The following is a 15045-nucleotide window of genomic DNA, read 5'->3' as shown; positions in this document are numbered from 1 at the left end:
TCAGACAAATATTAAGTATGTTGGGGAGAATAGGCCACGCGTGTACGATGATATCCTCTTTCCGACAGATGGGAGTGACGGCGCAGACGAGGCGCTCGCACACGCGCTCGAACTGGCAGCGACGCACGACGCGACGATTCACGTGCTCTCTGTCGTCGATTCGACGTATCTCGGGAGCGCCGCGGCAGAAGCAACGACCATCGAATCGCTGCAGGAACAGACCGAGCAGGTCATCGACGAGACTATCGACGATATCGCCGCCCACGGCGCGGCCGTTGTTGCCGAGCACCGAATGGGCGACCCCTATGAGGAGATTACCGACTACGCCGAGACGGCGGGTGTCGATATGATCGTTATGGGAACCCACGGGCGGAGCGGTCTGGATCGGTTTCTGCTGGGGAGCGTCACCGAGAAAGTTGTTCGGACGGCGGACGCGCCGGTGTTGACGGTCCGACTGTCCGGCGATACGTAGCGGGCACCCGCTAGCAGCGCCGGTCACCCGTGTGGTGTGGCGGGCCGTTCTGCTGAGTCACCCGCCGCTACGACTTCGTCGGAGTACCCACAGTATGAGGAGGACACCCTCGACGCGGGCGGCGCTGTACACCCATGGGCGCATGTCTATCTCGTCACCGTTCGTCGCCGCCAGCCCCATCCAGAAGTCAACGACCTTCCGGGGGCGGAGCAGTTCGATGACGCCAAGGGCCAGGAGTATGACTCTGAGTACCATACTGGTGGTACGTGGAACGGGTGCAAGAACATTATGGGTGCTGGTACCATAGAGCAAGAAGCACGCTCCGAGTGTATGGGTTCGCGATTGAGATACGACTCAGTATTCTACGGAGCGGCACGGAGAACGAGGCAAAGGGCGACGAGTTGCGGACGTCTCGCCCTGCGAACGGCGAGCGAACACTGTTTGACTTACGCGACCAGCAGGTCTTCGCCGTGTTCTGCGAACGGTCAAAAGACGTTGTTGACCGATTTACGCGATCAGCTTCTCTTCGCCGCGTTCGACCTTGATGCGGCAAGAGGGCGTGATCTTGTTGTATGCGCGGCGGAACGCTTCCTTGACGTGCTCTGCGTCCTCGACGTTGACGTAAGCGGTGAACAGCTGTTCGCCGGCTTGGACGCGGGCGGCGGTGCCGACGATCTTCCCGAAGGCGGCGCGCATCCCGTCAGAGACACGGTCGGCCCCAGCACCGGTCGCCTGCTTGTTCTCGCGCAGGACCTGGTGGGGGAACTTCCGGAGGGTCATCTTGTAGTCACCCTCTTCGCCGAGCTCCTTGATCATGTGGCGGTTGGCCGACAGGCGGGAGGCCTCCAGCGAACCGTGACGGAGCTGGACGGTCTCCTCGACGATGAGGCTGATCTGGACGGGGTAGTCGTCGGCGTCCTTCTGCTTGCGGCCCATCTTGTGCTGTGCGATCTTCGACCCGGGAATGCCTGTGATGTATTCGCGTCGGGTGTACGCGGGCTTGTCGATGTCCCGGTACATTGAGGCGGGTTTGTCCGACATAGGTACTCTTGGAGAATACGTCGCCGAGCGGCCCAATAAGGGCTTCGAACCCGCCCGGCGGCGTGCCGTGGTGTCCCATACACTGGCGCGCGACCGCCAGCGGCCCCGGACTGACCGTTGCTGGAGTCCCTGCTCTCGGTACCATCGGGAACATCGGTGTTGGTCCGGTAACACCGCTGTCACCGCGCTCTTTTACCACTCGCGCGCGTACGATTGTTACCATGAATATGCTCGTCGACGGCGAGTGGCGGACTGACGCGTACGAAACGACAGACGAGGACGGGGCTTTCGACCGGCAGGACACCACCTTCCGAGACCGGGTCGAGGACGACCCCGACGCGCGGTTCCAGCCCGAGGCGGGCCGGTATCACCTGTACGCCTGCCGCGCCTGTCCGTGGGCCCACCGGATTCTGGTCGCTCGGAAACTGCTAGGACTCGAAGACGCCATCACCGTCGACTACGTCGACCCGTTCCGCGGCGAGGACGGCTGGCAGTTCACGCCCGACAAGGACGGCTGCACGCCGGATACGGTCAACGGATCGGACTACCTCCGCGAGGTCTACGTCGCGGCCGACAACGACGCGACCTGCCGCGTGACGGTGCCGGTGCTGTGGGACAAACAGGAAGAGACCATCGTCAACAACGAGTCCGAGGAGATCCTTCGGATGCTCGACACTGAGTTCGACGACGTGGCCGACAACGACGTCGACCTCTACCCCGAAGGCTATCAGGACGAGGTCGACCGGATCATCGACGACATCTACGAGCCCATCAACAACGGCGTCTACCGCTGTGGCTTCGCGAACAGCCAGTCGGCCTACGACGAGGCCGTCGAGGAACTGTTCGACGCGCTGGACCACTGGGACAGCGTCCTCGAAGACCAGCGCTTCCTCGCCGGCGACCGCCTGACCGAGGCGGACATCTGTCTGTTCACGACGCTCGTGCGCTTCGACGAAGTGTACCACACCCACTTCATGTGCAACCACAAGCTCATCCGCGAGTACGACAACCTCTGGCCGTACCTCCGGGACCTCTACCAGCTCCCCGGCGTCGCCGAGACGGTGAACATGGACCACATCACGGAGCACTACTACACCACTCACCCCGACGTGAGCCCGAAGCGAATCGTCCCGATGGGACCCGACCCCGACTTCGAGGCCGACCACGACCGCGACGAACTCCCCGGTGACCTGCCCGAGACGCTGTTCCCGACGGCGTAACCGGGCAGTTTCGCGGCCGGATATCGAACGCTGAGTCGACGCTGTTCCTTTTATATACCCAGTTCTCACCTGTGTTCAATGAGTCGGGTAGACGGGCGACGTCGGGCCGTGAGCCCAGTCATCGGTGTCGTTATCCTCGTCGGAATTGCTGCAATTCTCGCTGCTACCATCGGTGTGTTCGCGCTCGGCTTCAGCGAGCAGCGACCCACGCAGGCACCGCAGGTCGCTATCGTGGCCGACTACAGCGAGCGGACCACCGGCAACGGGGAGTATCTGAACCTCAGCTTCAGCAGCGGTGAAACCGTCTACCGGGACAACCTCACTGTCGTCGTCTCCGATGCCAGGAGTTCTGACGGCAGCGACGTGACGCTTGACACCGATCCGATACAGGCACAGGCCTCGACGCGGATTACGTCGGGGACAGAAATTACGATACATCAGGGACAGTTCGCCGGCATCACGAGCGGGGAGCATCTGGACCTGAGCGACGCGACGCTTCGACTCGTCTGGAACCCAGCGGACGAACCGGAATCGGAAACATACGTCATCTACCGGTGGCCGGACCCGAGCCAGCGTAACTGAGCGGGCGTTTCGGCCCCGCTGTCGGACCGGCTCTCCTCACTCGGCCAGCGAGAGCGTGACCGCGTCGGTTTCGTAATCTTCGATGAACGACCCGGAGCCGCCCAGCGAGACAGTCCGGTCGCCGACGTCGACGACTAGCGTGTGTTCGATGGGGTAGGAGTTGGTCTGTGGCTCGGCGACGCCCTGTTTCGTCTCGACGACGGTCCCTTCGATGGTCGTTGTGTCGTCGTCCGCCTGTACTGCCCGTACTTCGGCGGAGACGTGGATGTCGTGGCCGGCGCGCAGGTGGAGCGTCGCCTGGAGGACGGCGTGGCGGAAGTCGTGGTAGGTGGCTGGGAGCGGGGCCGGGTCGGTGACGGTCTCCTCGGTGGCCATCAGCCAGTAGTTCCCGAGGAACGACCCTGACAGCACGGGGACGAGCTGTTGCTGGACGAAGGCGATGGCCCGCTGGTCGGAGTTAGTCCGTGTCACCATCTCCGCCGGGGAGACGAGGCCGAACTGGGCGTCGACGGTGAGCATTATCGGCATCGGCTGGTTCCAGGACCGGACCACGGAGGCCAGCCCGCGCACGTCGTCCGGTTCCAGGCCGTCGGCGCTGCTGACGACCAGCATCACGAGGACGCCGCGGTCGACAGCTGCGACCAGTTCCTCCGAGATCTCCGGGAGGTACTGCTGGGAACCGACAGCATGATCTCCCGTTCCGCGTTTCTGATGTACTCCGTGAGTCGCTTGATGACTGTCACCCGGGACTTGATGACGTCGAACTGCTGTGGTTCCCGCGCACTCGCCGAGTATCTGGAATCGAGCGCACCGCTCATCTCTTCGAGTCGGTCGGTCAGGGCGTCGATGACTTCCTCGGGCGGCCGAGCGCGTATCGTCGTGGGCACGACGTGGTCGTTGACCTCGATGAACCCACGGTCTTCGAGCGATTCGCTGATGCTGTAGACGTACCGTTTGGAGACCCCGGTGTCGTCGGCGATTTCACTGGCCGTGGCCTCGCCGCTGCCGAGAATCGACAGGTACGTGTCGACTTCCTTCTCCGACAGGCCCAGTTGCCCCAGCCTGTCCCTGAGAGTCGAATCGTCCATCTGTTCACATCTGGTAACGGCGGCGGATAACTGTGTTTCGGTGCTATGTGGCCCGCCAACGCCTCCGAAGCCGCCCCAATGGGCCGTATCGTCGACTGGCCCACACCGAGCTCACAAGAATGAAAAACTATTACACCATATTTTATATCCCCCGCAGTGGTGTCTCTCACCAATGACGCTCCGGACGGCACTTAACGACTTCAAGCGGACCCGGGACCGCCGCCACCAGTTCCCGGGCGAGTTCCGCTCTACGACGGGCACTTTCTCCGGACTCGACAGCCGGTTGGTGCACGTCGACAGCGATGGCTCACTGCGGGACTACTCCTATCCGCTGTGTGGGCTCACGGGGATCGACCGCTCGCGGTTCGGTATCGACACGGGTTCGACGACGTGGTTCGACGCCGACGCCGACCAGCGGTATCGTGGTGACGCTGGCGTCGTCGAGACTATCCACGACTGCGGCGACTGGGCCGTCGTCCAGACGGACTGCACTATCGAGCAGGCCCACGTCACCCGGTTCGAACTTCGCGGCGATGTCCCCGCCGACGTATCGCTTCGGGCGTTTGTCGATTTCGCACCCGACGGACGGGACGGCCAACAGAGCCTGCTGATGCACGGCAACACCGTCGAGGCCTACCATCGCTCCGAACACGACTTCGTCGGCGTCTCTACCGAACTCGACGCCGTTCAGGGCCAGATTCCCGAGCGGTTCCCCGAACTTGTCGACGACGACCCAGTCTCGTTCCCACGGGCGACCGGGGAGCGACGGTACGAGGACACGACGCTAACTGGCGGCGTCCTGCTGTCCGCGCCGTTCGTCGACGGTGGCGTCACGCTGACGACGCTGCTGACGGACGCGGACGACACCGACCGCGATACGGCGCTGTCGACCATCGACCGTCTGGTGAGCGACCACTACACTTCGGAGACACTGCTCGAAGCAGGGCAGGCACAGCGCCGCTGGAGCGTGCCCGCAGAGACGCCGAACCGGGAGAGTGTCGTCGCCGACCTCCGGGTCCTCTCGCTGCTTTCGGCTGCGAACGGGGCCAGAATCGCCGCGCCGGACTTCGACCCGTACTACGTCACCTCCGGCGGGTACGGCTATACGTGGTTCCGCGACGACGCCGAAATTTCGGCGTTCCTGCTCGAAGCTGACGGGACGTTCGACCTCGGATTATCGCCGTGGCACCAGCGTTCCGCCGCGTTCTACTGTCGCACGCAGCAACCGGACGGGAGCTGGCCCCACCGTGTCTGGCCCGGCGACGAGACGCTCGCGCCGGGCTGGGCGAACGCCCGGCTCGAAAGCGGTTCGGACGCCGATTACCAGGCCGACCAGACCGCAAGCGTCACCACCTTCCTCGCGACGTATCTCCGGACCGGCGAGCCGGCCGACCCGGAGTGCATCGAAGCCACGCTCGGACGTGCCGTCGAGAGCATCGACGACACGCTGGCCGACGACGGCCTCCCCATCGCCTGCCAGAACGCCTGGGAGAACATGCAGGGGCGGTTCACGCACACCGCTGCGACCTTCTTGCACGCCTACGCGGCCGTCGCCCGCGCACCCGTCTCCGCCGCGCTCCGGGATCACGCCCGTTCACAGGCCGAAACAGTGCTGTCAGCCCTGGATGCGCTGTGGACCGGTGACCGCTACGCCCTTCGCGAACACGACGGGACCATCGACGACCGACTGGACTCCGCGACGCTGGCCCTCCCCGCCGCCTGTCGCGTCGCCGCCGAGGCCATCGACCTGCCGGCGGCGACCCGTGACCGGCTCTACACCCACGTCGAGACGACACTCGACGGGCTGGAACGGGACACCGGCGACATCCGTGGTCTCATCCGCTTCGAGGGCGACGACTGGCGGCGCGGCTCGCAGGACCGCGAGAAAGTCTGGACCGTCTCGACGGCGTGGGGCGCAAACAGTGCCGCCCAGCTGGGTGCGCTCCTGCGTGACGCCGACGACAGCCGAGCGACGGCGGCCTACGCCCGGTCCCGGGACCTGCTGGACGAGATCCTTCCCGGTGGCTCGCTCGTCCAGTCCAGCGGCTACCTCCCCGAGCAACTGTTCGACGACGGGACGCCGGACTGTGGTACGCCGCTCGGCTGGCCCCACGCGCTCCGGCTGGCAACCGTCGCCCACCTCACTGACGCCGAGGCGCTCACTGCCGAGCCGCTGAGCGCCCGCGAGTGAACTGCCGAGCCGCTGAGTGCCCGCGAGTGGTTTTTTGTACGGACCGTGCTGCTCGCGCACTCGCAAACGTAGTAGATGGCCGTAGGGACTCTATAACTGATCGAAAACAGTGACTACGCCCGGACGCGGATCACTGACTATCGTCCTACTGCGGTGCTGCGACGGGCGCGTCCTCGCCGGCCGTAACCGTCTCGCCGGTCTCCGGGTCGAACAGGTGGACGGCGGATTCGTCGAACGACACCTGCACGCGGTCGCCGATGGCCGGCTCCACGTCAGTACTTACCCTGGCGATGAAATCCGGTGCGCCGTCGCCCTCGAACCCGGTTTTCGATTCGCCCAGATCGAGGTAGAGGTAGTTGTCGCTACCGATGGGTTCGAGCACGTCGACCGTCGCCGGAACGGCGTTCTGGTCGCCGCCGTCGCTGACGGAGACGTGTTCCGGTCGGATACCCAGCACGTACGAACCGCCTTCGATGTCGCCGAAGGCACTGGCACGGCCGCCCGTGAGGTCGTAGGAGAAGTCGTCGTGAGCACCAGTGAGCCGGATGCCGCTGCCGAGTGGCTCCGCGGTCACGTCGAGGAAATTCATCGAGGGCGAACCGACGAAGCCGCCGACGAACTGGTTCGTCGGGTTCTCGTACACCGTCTTCGGCCGACCGGCCTGCTGGAGTTCCCCGTCGTTGAGGATGACGATGCGGTCGCCCATCGTCATTGCTTCTTCCTGGTCGTGGGTGACGTAGACGGCCGTGATGCCGAGTTCCTCCTGCAGGCGCTGGATCTCCGTCCGCATCGTCGTCCGGAGCTTCGCATCGAGGTTGCTGAGTGGCTCGTCGAAGAGGAACACGTCCGGCTCCCGGACGATGGCGCGCCCGAGCGCGACCCGCTGTTTCTGCCCGCCGGAGAGCTGGTCCGGCGTGTCATCGAGCAGGTTCCCGATGCCCATCATCTCCGCCGTCTCAGTGACTCGCTCCTGCCGTTCTTCCTTCGAGAGGTCCGTGCTCATCCGGAGGCCGAAGGCCATGTTCTGCCGGATGGACTTGTGTGGGTACAGCGCGTAGTTCTGGAACACCATCGCCACGTCGCGCTTGCGGGCGTGAACGTCCGTCACGTCCTCGTCGCCGATGCGGATACGACCGCTCGTCGGCCGCTCAAGCCCGGCAATCATCCGTAGCGTCGTCGATTTCCCACACCCCGACGGGCCGACCACCGTTACGAACTCCCCGTCGTCGATGGACAGGTCGACATCGTCGACCGCCACGATGGAGCCACCGTCGAACTCCTTCCGGAGACCGTCTAGTTCGAGACTCGCCATTACACAGAGTCTCACACCCATCGCTAATAAGTTTGATGGGATTTTTCATAGAAGTTCTAGCGTCGCCGCAGATGAACTGGGACCTCCGCGAGGCCAGTCGGCTTAGCTGTCGATCTCCGCCGGGACCACGACGACATCTCCGACCTCGACCGCCCCGCCGCTACCGACCGGGTTGCCGCTGAGAAGGTCGGTGTCCCCGACTGGAGTGTCGAGCGAGACTGTCGCGGTCCCCTCGCCGAAGTGCAGAACGACCACGAGCATTTCATCGCCGTCGGTGCGCTCGTACGCGACGACGCTGTCCGGATCGCCCGTTTCGACGGTGTGTGGAACCGGGTGTACCTCGGGCGCGCGCAGTGCCCCGTGGTCCGCTCGCAGCGCCACCAGTCGCCGGTGGAAGTCGGTCAGTGCGTTGTCGCCGTCGTGCCAGCGCATCGTCCCGCGCTGTTGTTCGACGCCCCGTTCCTGGCCGGCGTAAACCATCGGCGTTCCGGGGAGCGTGAACGTGGCCCCGACGGCCGCCCGCAGTGACGCGGCTCCGCACTCGTCGAGATAGCGGTCCTCGTCGTGGTTGTCGACGTACCGCATGTGGGCGGTACGGTCGGGGTAGCCGTGCTCGGCCGTCGCGTCGAGCGCCTCGAACAGCGCCGACGCTGGTTCCTCGCCGGTCCCGATGTCGCGGAGCGTGTCGAACAGGTCCGTGTCGTAGTGAACGTCGAACTCGTTTTCGGCGAAGGCGGCGTCGCGTGGGACCGTCTCGTCGAGCAGCAGGAACTCGGGGTCGTCGGCTTTCACCCGCTCCCGGACTTCCTTCCAGAACCCGTGTGGCACGCCCCAGGCAACGTCACAGCGGAACCCGTCGACCACGTCGCGCCACTCGTCTACCACGTCGAGCATCCAGCGCCGCACCGCGAGCGAGTCGTAGTTGAGGTTCGGGATTCGCGTCCAGTTGAAGTAGTAGCCCGGCGCGTCCTCGCCCGCCCAGTCGATATCGGAGACGTCCTGTGACGCCGGGATTCGCTCGTAGTAGTCGGCGTACTCGGGGACACCGGCCCGGTGGAGCTGGAAGGCCGGATGGTCCCGCGAGCTGTGGTTTATTACCAGGTCGAAGACGACCCGAATCCCGGCGTCGTGGAGCCGGTCGACCAGCGATTCGAATTCGTCGCGCGTTCCCAGGTCTGTGGCGGTGTCGAAGAAGTCCGTGATATGGTAACCGTGCCGGGTCGGACTCGCCTGAATAGGGGTGAGCCACACCACATCGACGCCCAGCGACTCGATGTAGGGGACCCGCCGCTCGATGGCTTCGAAGGTCGTGTCGACGGTCTCGCCGGCAAACGACCGGACGAATATCTCGTAGATGGTGGCGTCGCCGGCCCAGGCCGGCGGGTCGGCCGGCCGTGTGACGGGCACTGTGCCGCCTGCGGTCGCGTTTCCGGTTCCACTGTCGCGTTCCACGACTAGCGTGTCCGCGACGCTGTGGCGCTCGGCGACGGCAACCGCGTGAACGCGGGCCATCTCCGGCAGGGCTTCGTGTGGCACCCGGAGTTCGTCGCCGTCGATGGTCACGGCCGACTCTTCCAGCGCGTCGCGGCCGTCGAGATAGAACTCGACTTCCGGTTCGCTCCCCGACGGGGCCGCGCGGGCGTCCGCCGAGACGACGAAGTCTCCGTTCACCGTCTCACCGGTGAGTTCGACCCGGGGGCGACCCGGTCCCTCGACGGTGACCTCGTCTGTCGCGGTCGACTCGAAGGAGCCATCGAAACTGAAGATCGCGTGGTGGGTCCCCGGTGGGAGGTCGGTTTCGATGACCCATTCGTCGCCGTCGCGCTCGGCCCAGTGTGTCCCCATCGTGAAATCGTTGAACGTCCCGATGACGATGGCGCGGTCGGCGACGGTGAGGTCGTCGGTACCGCCGTCGCAGTCGAAGTCCTCCGCCGTGACGCTGAACCGGGCCGTCTCGGTGATGCTCGGGAACGCCCGGACGACTTGCTCGTGTGTGCCGTCCGGTGCGGTTACCGCCGCTCGGTAGACGCCCGGCACGTCGGGTTCGAGGTGACAGACCGGGCCGTCGCCGAGCGCTGCCGTACTCGTCGCTGGCCGCTCGACTAACCGCCACTCGGCAGCCATGCCGGGGTCGGGCTGACGCGGGGCCAGTTCGACCGATTCGCCGACGGTGGCGAACCGTGGCGGGCCTGGATGGTGCATACGCCTACGGTACAGGGTCGGTACTGTGAGTGTTACGCTTCTGGTTGAAATTTAGAAAAGATATTACTTCGTTTATTCTCCTCTATCCGATCTGTTGAAACCGACACACGGCGAGGCGAATTCGCGCCGTTTCTCGAAATCTATCATCATTGTCTCCTTCTATTTCCGAATGATTTAAGTTATGAAGGACTATTTCATCCCATATCTATCCATGACAATGGAACGACGGACGGTGCTCAAACGGATCGGCGGTGTCGGGGCGGCTACGGCCTTGGCTGGCTGTAGTGTGCAAGAGCAGGGCAGTGGCGGCTCAGAGGGGGAAACGGCTTCCGGTGATGGTTCGGGCGATGGGTCAGGCGGCGGGAGTCAACAGTCCGGCGGGACCGCGACGGCGTGGTACCAGCTTCAGGACTCGGAGATACCCGCACGCGAGGACGCGATGGAGACGTTCGCGAGCGAGACGGAGTTCGGCGTCGACGGGTCGGACATCTCCAATATGGAAAAGAAGACCACGAGCGCGATTCCAGCCGGGCAGGGGCCGGAAATCTTCGAGTGGGCACACGACTGGGTGGGCGACTACTACCAGCGGGAGTTCGTCGTCGACCAGTCCGAGGAACTCTCCGTGAGCCTCGACCAGTTCACGGACGCCGCCGCCTCGGCCGTCCAGTTCGACGACGCCGTCGTCGGCCTCCCGCACTCGGCGGAGACGGTGACGCTCATCTACAACGCGGACATCGTCGACGAAGCGCCCGAGACCATCGACGACATGGTGTCGGCGATGGAGGAGTACTACGACCCGAGCAGCAGCCAGTACGGCCTCGCCGCGCCGTTTGACCCGTACTTCACGAGCGGGTGGATACAGGCCTTCGGTGGCTACTACTTCGACCCGGAGCAGGACCCGGCGCTCGGGCTGGATGCCGACGAAGCTATCGAGGGGCTCCAGTTCGCCCTCGACACCCTCCGTCCGTACATGCCCGACGACCCGAACTACGAACCGCAGGCCGCGACGTTCTCGGAGGGGAACGCCGCATTCGCCGTCAACGGGCCATGGTATCTGGCGACGCTGAACCAGAGCGACGTGAACTATGAGGTGGCGACGTTCCCTGCCATCGACGGCGGCGAGGTGACGCCGTACACCGGCATCTCGATGTGGTACTTCGCGGACGCGATGAGCGAGGGCGGAGCCGACGCCACGGCCGCCCGGAACTTCGTCGAGTGGTTCGCCACCAACGAAGACCACGCCACGCGACTCGCTAAGGAGCAGGGCGCGATTCCGGTGCTCGACAGCCTCGTCGGCAGCGACGAACTCCCCGACCACGTCCAGACGTACTCCCAGACCGTCAGCCAGGGGGTCCCGATGCCGACCGACCCGCGCATGAACAAGGTGTGGTCGCCACTGGAGAACGCGCTCATCGAGGCGTTCAACGGCGACGCGAGCGCCGAAGACGCACTGACGACCGCCGCCGAAGAAATCCGAAGCAACTGGGAGTGAGAAACGCCCATGAGTACGGTTTCACGGGCGGCGGACCGCATCGAGTCGGTCCCGTTTCTGACGCGGGACGACGCGTCGTTACTGCTAGTGCTCCCGGGGCTGTTCGTCTTCTCGGCGTTCATGCTGTTCCCGGTCCTCTACCTGCTGGGAATCTCCTTTACGAACGCAGAGCCGGCCAACCTGTTCGCCGGCGAGGGCGTCGTCGCCGTGCTCACGTTCGGCGACGCGCTGTTCGTCGGCCTGGAGAACTACGCCGACGTGCTGACCGACGGCCAGTTCTGGAACTCCTTCGGCGTCACCTGGCTGTTCGTCGCTACGAGCGTCACGCTCAAAATCGGGGCGAGCCTGGCCATCGCGCTTATCGTGACCAGTGAACTCGTCCGCGGCAAGCGCGTCCTGCGCTCGCTCATCATCTTCCCGATGGGCCTGCCGCCGATTTTCACCATCACGGTGTGGCGCGGCATCTTCAGCTCCGCCGAGTTCGGGCTGATGAACCAGCTACTGACCGCGTTCGGCGCGAGTTCGGTCGCGTGGCTGTCGGGCCGCTGGACCGCCTTCGTCGCGTACAACGTCACGGAGGCGTGGCTGGCGTACCCGTTCATGGTCATCATCACCGTCAGCGCACTCCAGGACGTGCCCGAAGAACTCCACGAGGCGGCCGTCGTCGACGGCGCGGGGTTCCTCGCACGCTTCGCTCATATCACGCTGCCGTCGATCAAACGGCCCGTGCTGTTCGCGTCTATTCTGACCTCCGCGGCCTCGTTCCAGCAGTTCCTCATCCCGTTCGTGTTCAACCAGGGCGGCCCGGCACGGGCGAACGAACTCATCGTCGTCTACGGCTATCGTGAGGCGCTGTCGTTCCAGCAGTACGGTCGCGGTGCGGCCATCAGCATCATCGCGCTCGCCTTCATCGGCGCGTTCATGTGGCTCAACGTCAAGAAAGGCAAACTCGCCGACGGGGTGAACGACTAATGCTCCTCGGTGCAATCGCCAGAAAGCTCGGCAACGATATCAAGACGTTCGCGACGATGCCCGGCCGGACGGTCCGCAAGTGGTCCTACACTGTGCAGGCCGTCCGTCGGGGCGAACTGCCCGCGTCCGAAGTCCTGAAGGTCATTCTCTCGACCATCGGCGCGACGCTGGTCGTGCTGGCACTGCTCTTCCCGATCTACTGGATTCTGATGGCGGCCCTCTCCGGCTCCGGAAGCTCGCTGTACACGTCCGAGAGCTTCTCGCTGTTTCCCACTAATCCGACGGTCAAACCGTTCATCTGGGTCATCGGTGACCTCATCGTGCCGTCGTACTCGATATCCGCCGCCATTCCGTTCACCGACCTCGCTTTCGTGTTCCAGACGCCGGGGATCGAGATTCTCGACGCCTCCGACTACGGCGTCGACCGCCCCTCGGAGTTCAAGCACTTCCTCTGGAACAGCCTCATGGTGGCGATTCCCACCGTGCTGATCGCGATGTCGCTCATCATTCCGGCGGCCTATGCCCTCTCGCGGCGGGAGTTCCTCTTCCGCCGGAAGATCCTGTTCCTCTACGTCCTGATGACACAGGTCGGGGGCGGTCTCGGCGTTGCCCTGCTCATCGGGATGTACGCACTGTACGTCCAGTTCGGCATCAACGACAGCAAACTGGCGCTTGCGGTGTACTACGCGGCGACCGCCGTGCCGTTCAACACCTGGCTGCTGAAGACCTACATGGACGGCATCCCGGTCTCCTACGAGGAGGCCGCCGTCGTCGACGGCGCGCCGCCGTGGCGGGTCGTCACCGAGGTCATCATCCCGATGTCGACCGCCGGGCTGGCAACGGTGTTCATCTTCGTCTTCCTCACCGGGTGGACAGAGTTCGTCGTCGCCCAGACGCTGCTGGGGACGGAGAACTACACGCTGCCGGTCGGCCTGTACGCGATGGTCGACGAGTACTCCATCCCATGGGCGCGCTTCTCCGCGTTCGCGCTCACCTTCGCCTCGCCGATCATGCTGGCGTACCTGTTCGCCCAGCGCTACATCGAGGGCGGCCTCTCCTTCAGCGGGATGGAGGGCTAAGCTGGCGCGACGCCGGCCGTCATCCAGCAGCCCTCGTAGGGTGCTTCGTCTTGTTTTCTGACCGTCCACCGGTAGCTCGACGTCGTCCCGTTCCCATTGACGACCGTCACCGGTTGTGACGCGGTGTCGCCGTCGCGGTCGAGCGGTCCGTACCGCACGCCGGTCGCGTTCAACAGCGGTTCGAACCCACTTCGAATGGTTCGGACGAAGTTCGAGTACGGCCCCGTCAGGTCACGGTTCGACGGGGACGCGAACTGCCAGGTCGTGTTGATGCCCTCGTTCGTCGCCGGGTCGTTGTTCTGCAGTGCAAGCACCTGGATGTGGACGACGAGCCCCGGCGGGCGCTCGCAGTTCGGTCGCAGTTCGAGGACCCGCGGCTGTGTCACCGCCGATCTGTTGGTGTCGACGGAGACGTTGCCCCAGTACTCCCGCCCGCCCGCTGCCGGTTCTACCGCTTTCGCGTCCTCTGTCGGCACGTCAGCGGGCGTTATCGTCGCTTTCGACTCCGTCGAGTCGCCGCCGCCGAAAAACGCACCGCAGCCCGCCAGTGCTACGACCGCGGCAAGTGCGACGAGCGCCAGCGACCGAACGGCTGTCATACCCCTGTATTGGGGTGACGCTCCTTCGATGTTCCGTCGCCGTGTACAGTGCCCATATCGCCTGTCAGCGGTCGATGCCGTCAGCCGAGCCGTTCCTCGACCGCGTCGACGTCGCTCGGTTCGTTGACGTTGTGACACCAGCCCTCCAGTTCGACCGCCTCGACGCGGTGGCCGGCGCTCAGTAACAGGTCGATTGCGTCGGTGAGTTCGTACTCGCCCCGCTCGGAAGGTCGCGTCAGCGCGCAGGCGTGGCCGATGGCCGGCTCGAACACGAAAAAGCCCCGCGTGACCAGCGTCGACGCCGGGTCCGACGGCTTCTCGACGAGGCCGGTCACCTGTCCCCCGTTGTCCGTCGTGACGACACCGGTCGTCTTGGCTTCGGCCCGCGACACGTCCTCGACGAGCAGCGTCGCGCTGGCGTCGGTCTCGAGGTGGTGCTCGATGGCCCCGTCGAGATTTGCCCGGCAAACGTTGTCGCCGTTCAGCACGACGAAGGTCCCGTCGACGGCTGTGCGGGCCTGTTCGAGCGCGTGCGCCAGTCCTAACTGTTCGTCCTGCCGGACGTACGCTATCGGCGTGTCCCGATACTGCTCTCCGTAGTGTGCCACGATGTCGTCGCCGCGGTAGCCGATGACGACGACCAGGCGGTCGACGCCGACTGACAGCAGCGTGTCGAAACAGTGTGTCAGCAGCGGCTTTCCGGCCACCTCGACCAGTCCCTTCGGCTTGTCTGCAGTGAGCGGTCGCATCCGCGTCCCTTCGCCGGCAGCGAGTACGAAGCCGTCCATATCCGGC

Annotated in this window: 13 protein-coding genes and 1 pseudogene; 7 read left to right on the top strand and 7 right to left on the bottom strand. The window is 64.8% G+C overall.

The window, feature by feature from the left end; translation table 11 throughout:
• The first annotated feature begins 40 nt into the window (after positions 1 to 40).
• A complete protein-coding gene (locus GJ630_RS06025; protein WP_371727069.1) occupies positions 41 to 472 on the top strand; it encodes a universal stress protein in 432 nt (143 codons plus the stop codon).
• Between the two features lie 57 nt (positions 473 to 529).
• Here the strand turns inward: GJ630_RS06025 and GJ630_RS06020 are convergent, their stop codons facing one another.
• Positions 530 to 727 (bottom strand): hypothetical protein, encoded by a 198-nt coding sequence (locus GJ630_RS06020; RefSeq protein WP_050007327.1) that lies wholly within the window; start codon positions 725 to 727, stop codon positions 530 to 532.
• A gap of 252 nt (positions 728 to 979) precedes the next feature.
• Positions 980 to 1513, bottom strand: a complete 534-nt coding sequence (locus GJ630_RS06015; RefSeq protein WP_023843429.1) for a 50S ribosomal protein L16 — start codon at positions 1511 to 1513, stop codon at positions 980 to 982.
• A 221-nt stretch (positions 1514 to 1734) separates the two neighbouring features.
• On the opposite strand from GJ630_RS06015, the gene GJ630_RS06010 reads away from it, so the two are divergent.
• Complete coding sequence (locus tag GJ630_RS06010) at positions 1735 to 2733, top strand: glutathione S-transferase family protein (RefSeq protein WP_014041441.1); 999 nt, start codon at positions 1735 to 1737, stop codon at positions 2731 to 2733.
• A 108-nt stretch (positions 2734 to 2841) separates the two neighbouring features.
• Positions 2842 to 3315: a type IV pilin gene (locus GJ630_RS06005; protein WP_014041440.1), complete on the top strand. Its 474-nt coding sequence runs from the start codon at positions 2842 to 2844 to the stop codon at positions 3313 to 3315.
• Positions 3316 to 3351: 36 nt separating this feature from the next.
• Here the strand turns inward: GJ630_RS06005 and GJ630_RS06000 are convergent.
• Positions 3352 to 4403 (bottom strand): annotated as a pseudogene (locus tag GJ630_RS06000) (TrmB family transcriptional regulator).
• Between the two features lie 172 nt (positions 4404 to 4575).
• Here GJ630_RS06000 and GJ630_RS05995 point away from each other — a divergent pair.
• Positions 4576 to 6594 (top strand): glycoside hydrolase family 15 protein, encoded by a 2019-nt coding sequence (locus tag GJ630_RS05995; RefSeq protein ID WP_191449548.1) that lies wholly within the window; start codon positions 4576 to 4578, stop codon positions 6592 to 6594.
• Positions 6595 to 6739: 145 nt separating this feature from the next.
• On the opposite strand, the gene GJ630_RS05990 is transcribed toward GJ630_RS05995, so the two are convergent.
• Together GJ630_RS05990 and GJ630_RS05985 are read right to left on the bottom strand one after the other, a co-directional pair.
• A complete protein-coding gene (locus GJ630_RS05990) occupies positions 6740 to 7906 on the bottom strand; it encodes an ABC transporter ATP-binding protein (RefSeq protein WP_014041437.1) in 1167 nt (388 codons plus the stop codon).
• Between the two features lie 102 nt (positions 7907 to 8008).
• The gene (locus GJ630_RS05985; RefSeq protein WP_191449547.1) at positions 8009 to 10108 is read right to left on the bottom strand and encodes an alpha-amylase family glycosyl hydrolase; all 2100 of its coding nucleotides are present in this window, start codon (positions 10106 to 10108) and stop codon (positions 8009 to 8011) included.
• Between the two features lie 211 nt (positions 10109 to 10319).
• Between GJ630_RS05985 and GJ630_RS05980 the strand changes: the two genes are divergently transcribed.
• Genes GJ630_RS05980 through GJ630_RS05970 form a run of 3 tightly spaced genes read left to right on the top strand, consistent with a single transcriptional unit; the run spans position 10320 to position 13651 of the window.
• The gene (locus tag GJ630_RS05980) at positions 10320 to 11600 is read left to right on the top strand and encodes an extracellular solute-binding protein (protein ID WP_196219999.1); all 1281 of its coding nucleotides are present in this window, start codon (positions 10320 to 10322) and stop codon (positions 11598 to 11600) included.
• A 9-nt stretch (positions 11601 to 11609) separates the two neighbouring features.
• Positions 11610 to 12572, top strand: a complete 963-nt coding sequence (locus GJ630_RS05975) for a carbohydrate ABC transporter permease (RefSeq protein ID WP_014041434.1) — start codon at positions 11610 to 11612, stop codon at positions 12570 to 12572.
• On the top strand, positions 12572 to 13651 hold the full coding sequence (locus tag GJ630_RS05970; RefSeq protein ID WP_064288662.1) for a sugar ABC transporter permease: 1080 nt from the start codon (positions 12572 to 12574) through the stop codon (positions 13649 to 13651). The genes GJ630_RS05975 and GJ630_RS05970 overlap by 1 nt, the downstream gene beginning before the upstream one ends.
• Here the strand turns inward: GJ630_RS05970 and GJ630_RS05965 are convergent.
• Both GJ630_RS05965 and GJ630_RS05960 read right to left on the bottom strand, forming a co-directional pair.
• The gene (locus GJ630_RS05965; protein WP_064288663.1) at positions 13648 to 14250 is read right to left on the bottom strand and encodes a DUF4864 domain-containing protein; all 603 of its coding nucleotides are present in this window, start codon (positions 14248 to 14250) and stop codon (positions 13648 to 13650) included. The genes GJ630_RS05970 and GJ630_RS05965 overlap by 4 nt on opposite strands.
• Before the next feature lie 80 nt (positions 14251 to 14330).
• Positions 14331 to 15038 (bottom strand): nucleotidyltransferase family protein, encoded by a 708-nt coding sequence (locus GJ630_RS05960; RefSeq protein ID WP_064288664.1) that lies wholly within the window; start codon positions 15036 to 15038, stop codon positions 14331 to 14333.
• Positions 15039 to 15045: the final 7 nt, after the last annotated feature.

Source organism: Haloarcula sp. CBA1122 (assembly GCF_009741785.1).
GTDB classification, from domain to species: Archaea; Halobacteriota; Halobacteria; order Halobacteriales; family Haloarculaceae; genus Haloarcula; species Haloarcula hispanica.
Note: the sequence above shows the minus strand (reverse complement) of the source record. Positions and strands in the feature narration are given on the sequence as shown.

What these genes read in the sequence shown, in the direction of transcription:
- GJ630_RS06020 (WP_050007327.1), bottom strand. Translation starts at nt 727, where the DNA reads ATGGTACTCAGAGTCATACTCCTGGCCCTTGGCGTCATCGAACTGCTC.
- GJ630_RS05990 (WP_014041437.1), bottom strand. Translation starts at nt 7,906, where the DNA reads ATGGCGAGTCTCGAACTAGACGGTCTCCGGAAGGAGTTCGACGGTGGC.
- GJ630_RS06010 (WP_014041441.1), top strand. Translation starts at nt 1,735, where the DNA reads ATGAATATGCTCGTCGACGGCGAGTGGCGGACTGACGCGTACGAAACG.
- GJ630_RS05965 (WP_064288663.1), bottom strand. Translation starts at nt 14,250, where the DNA reads ATGACAGCCGTTCGGTCGCTGGCGCTCGTCGCACTTGCCGCGGTCGTA.
- GJ630_RS05960 (WP_064288664.1), bottom strand. Translation starts at nt 15,038, where the DNA reads ATGGACGGCTTCGTACTCGCTGCCGGCGAAGGGACGCGGATGCGACCG.
- GJ630_RS05980 (WP_196219999.1), top strand. Translation starts at nt 10,320, where the DNA reads ATGACAATGGAACGACGGACGGTGCTCAAACGGATCGGCGGTGTCGGG.
- GJ630_RS05975 (WP_014041434.1), top strand. Translation starts at nt 11,610, where the DNA reads ATGAGTACGGTTTCACGGGCGGCGGACCGCATCGAGTCGGTCCCGTTT.
- GJ630_RS05985 (WP_191449547.1), bottom strand. Translation starts at nt 10,108, where the DNA reads ATGCACCATCCAGGCCCGCCACGGTTCGCCACCGTCGGCGAATCGGTC.
- GJ630_RS05970 (WP_064288662.1), top strand. Translation starts at nt 12,572, where the DNA reads ATGCTCCTCGGTGCAATCGCCAGAAAGCTCGGCAACGATATCAAGACG.
- GJ630_RS06015 (WP_023843429.1), bottom strand. Translation starts at nt 1,513, where the DNA reads ATGTCGGACAAACCCGCCTCAATGTACCGGGACATCGACAAGCCCGCG.
- GJ630_RS05995 (WP_191449548.1), top strand. Translation starts at nt 4,576, where the DNA reads ATGACGCTCCGGACGGCACTTAACGACTTCAAGCGGACCCGGGACCGC.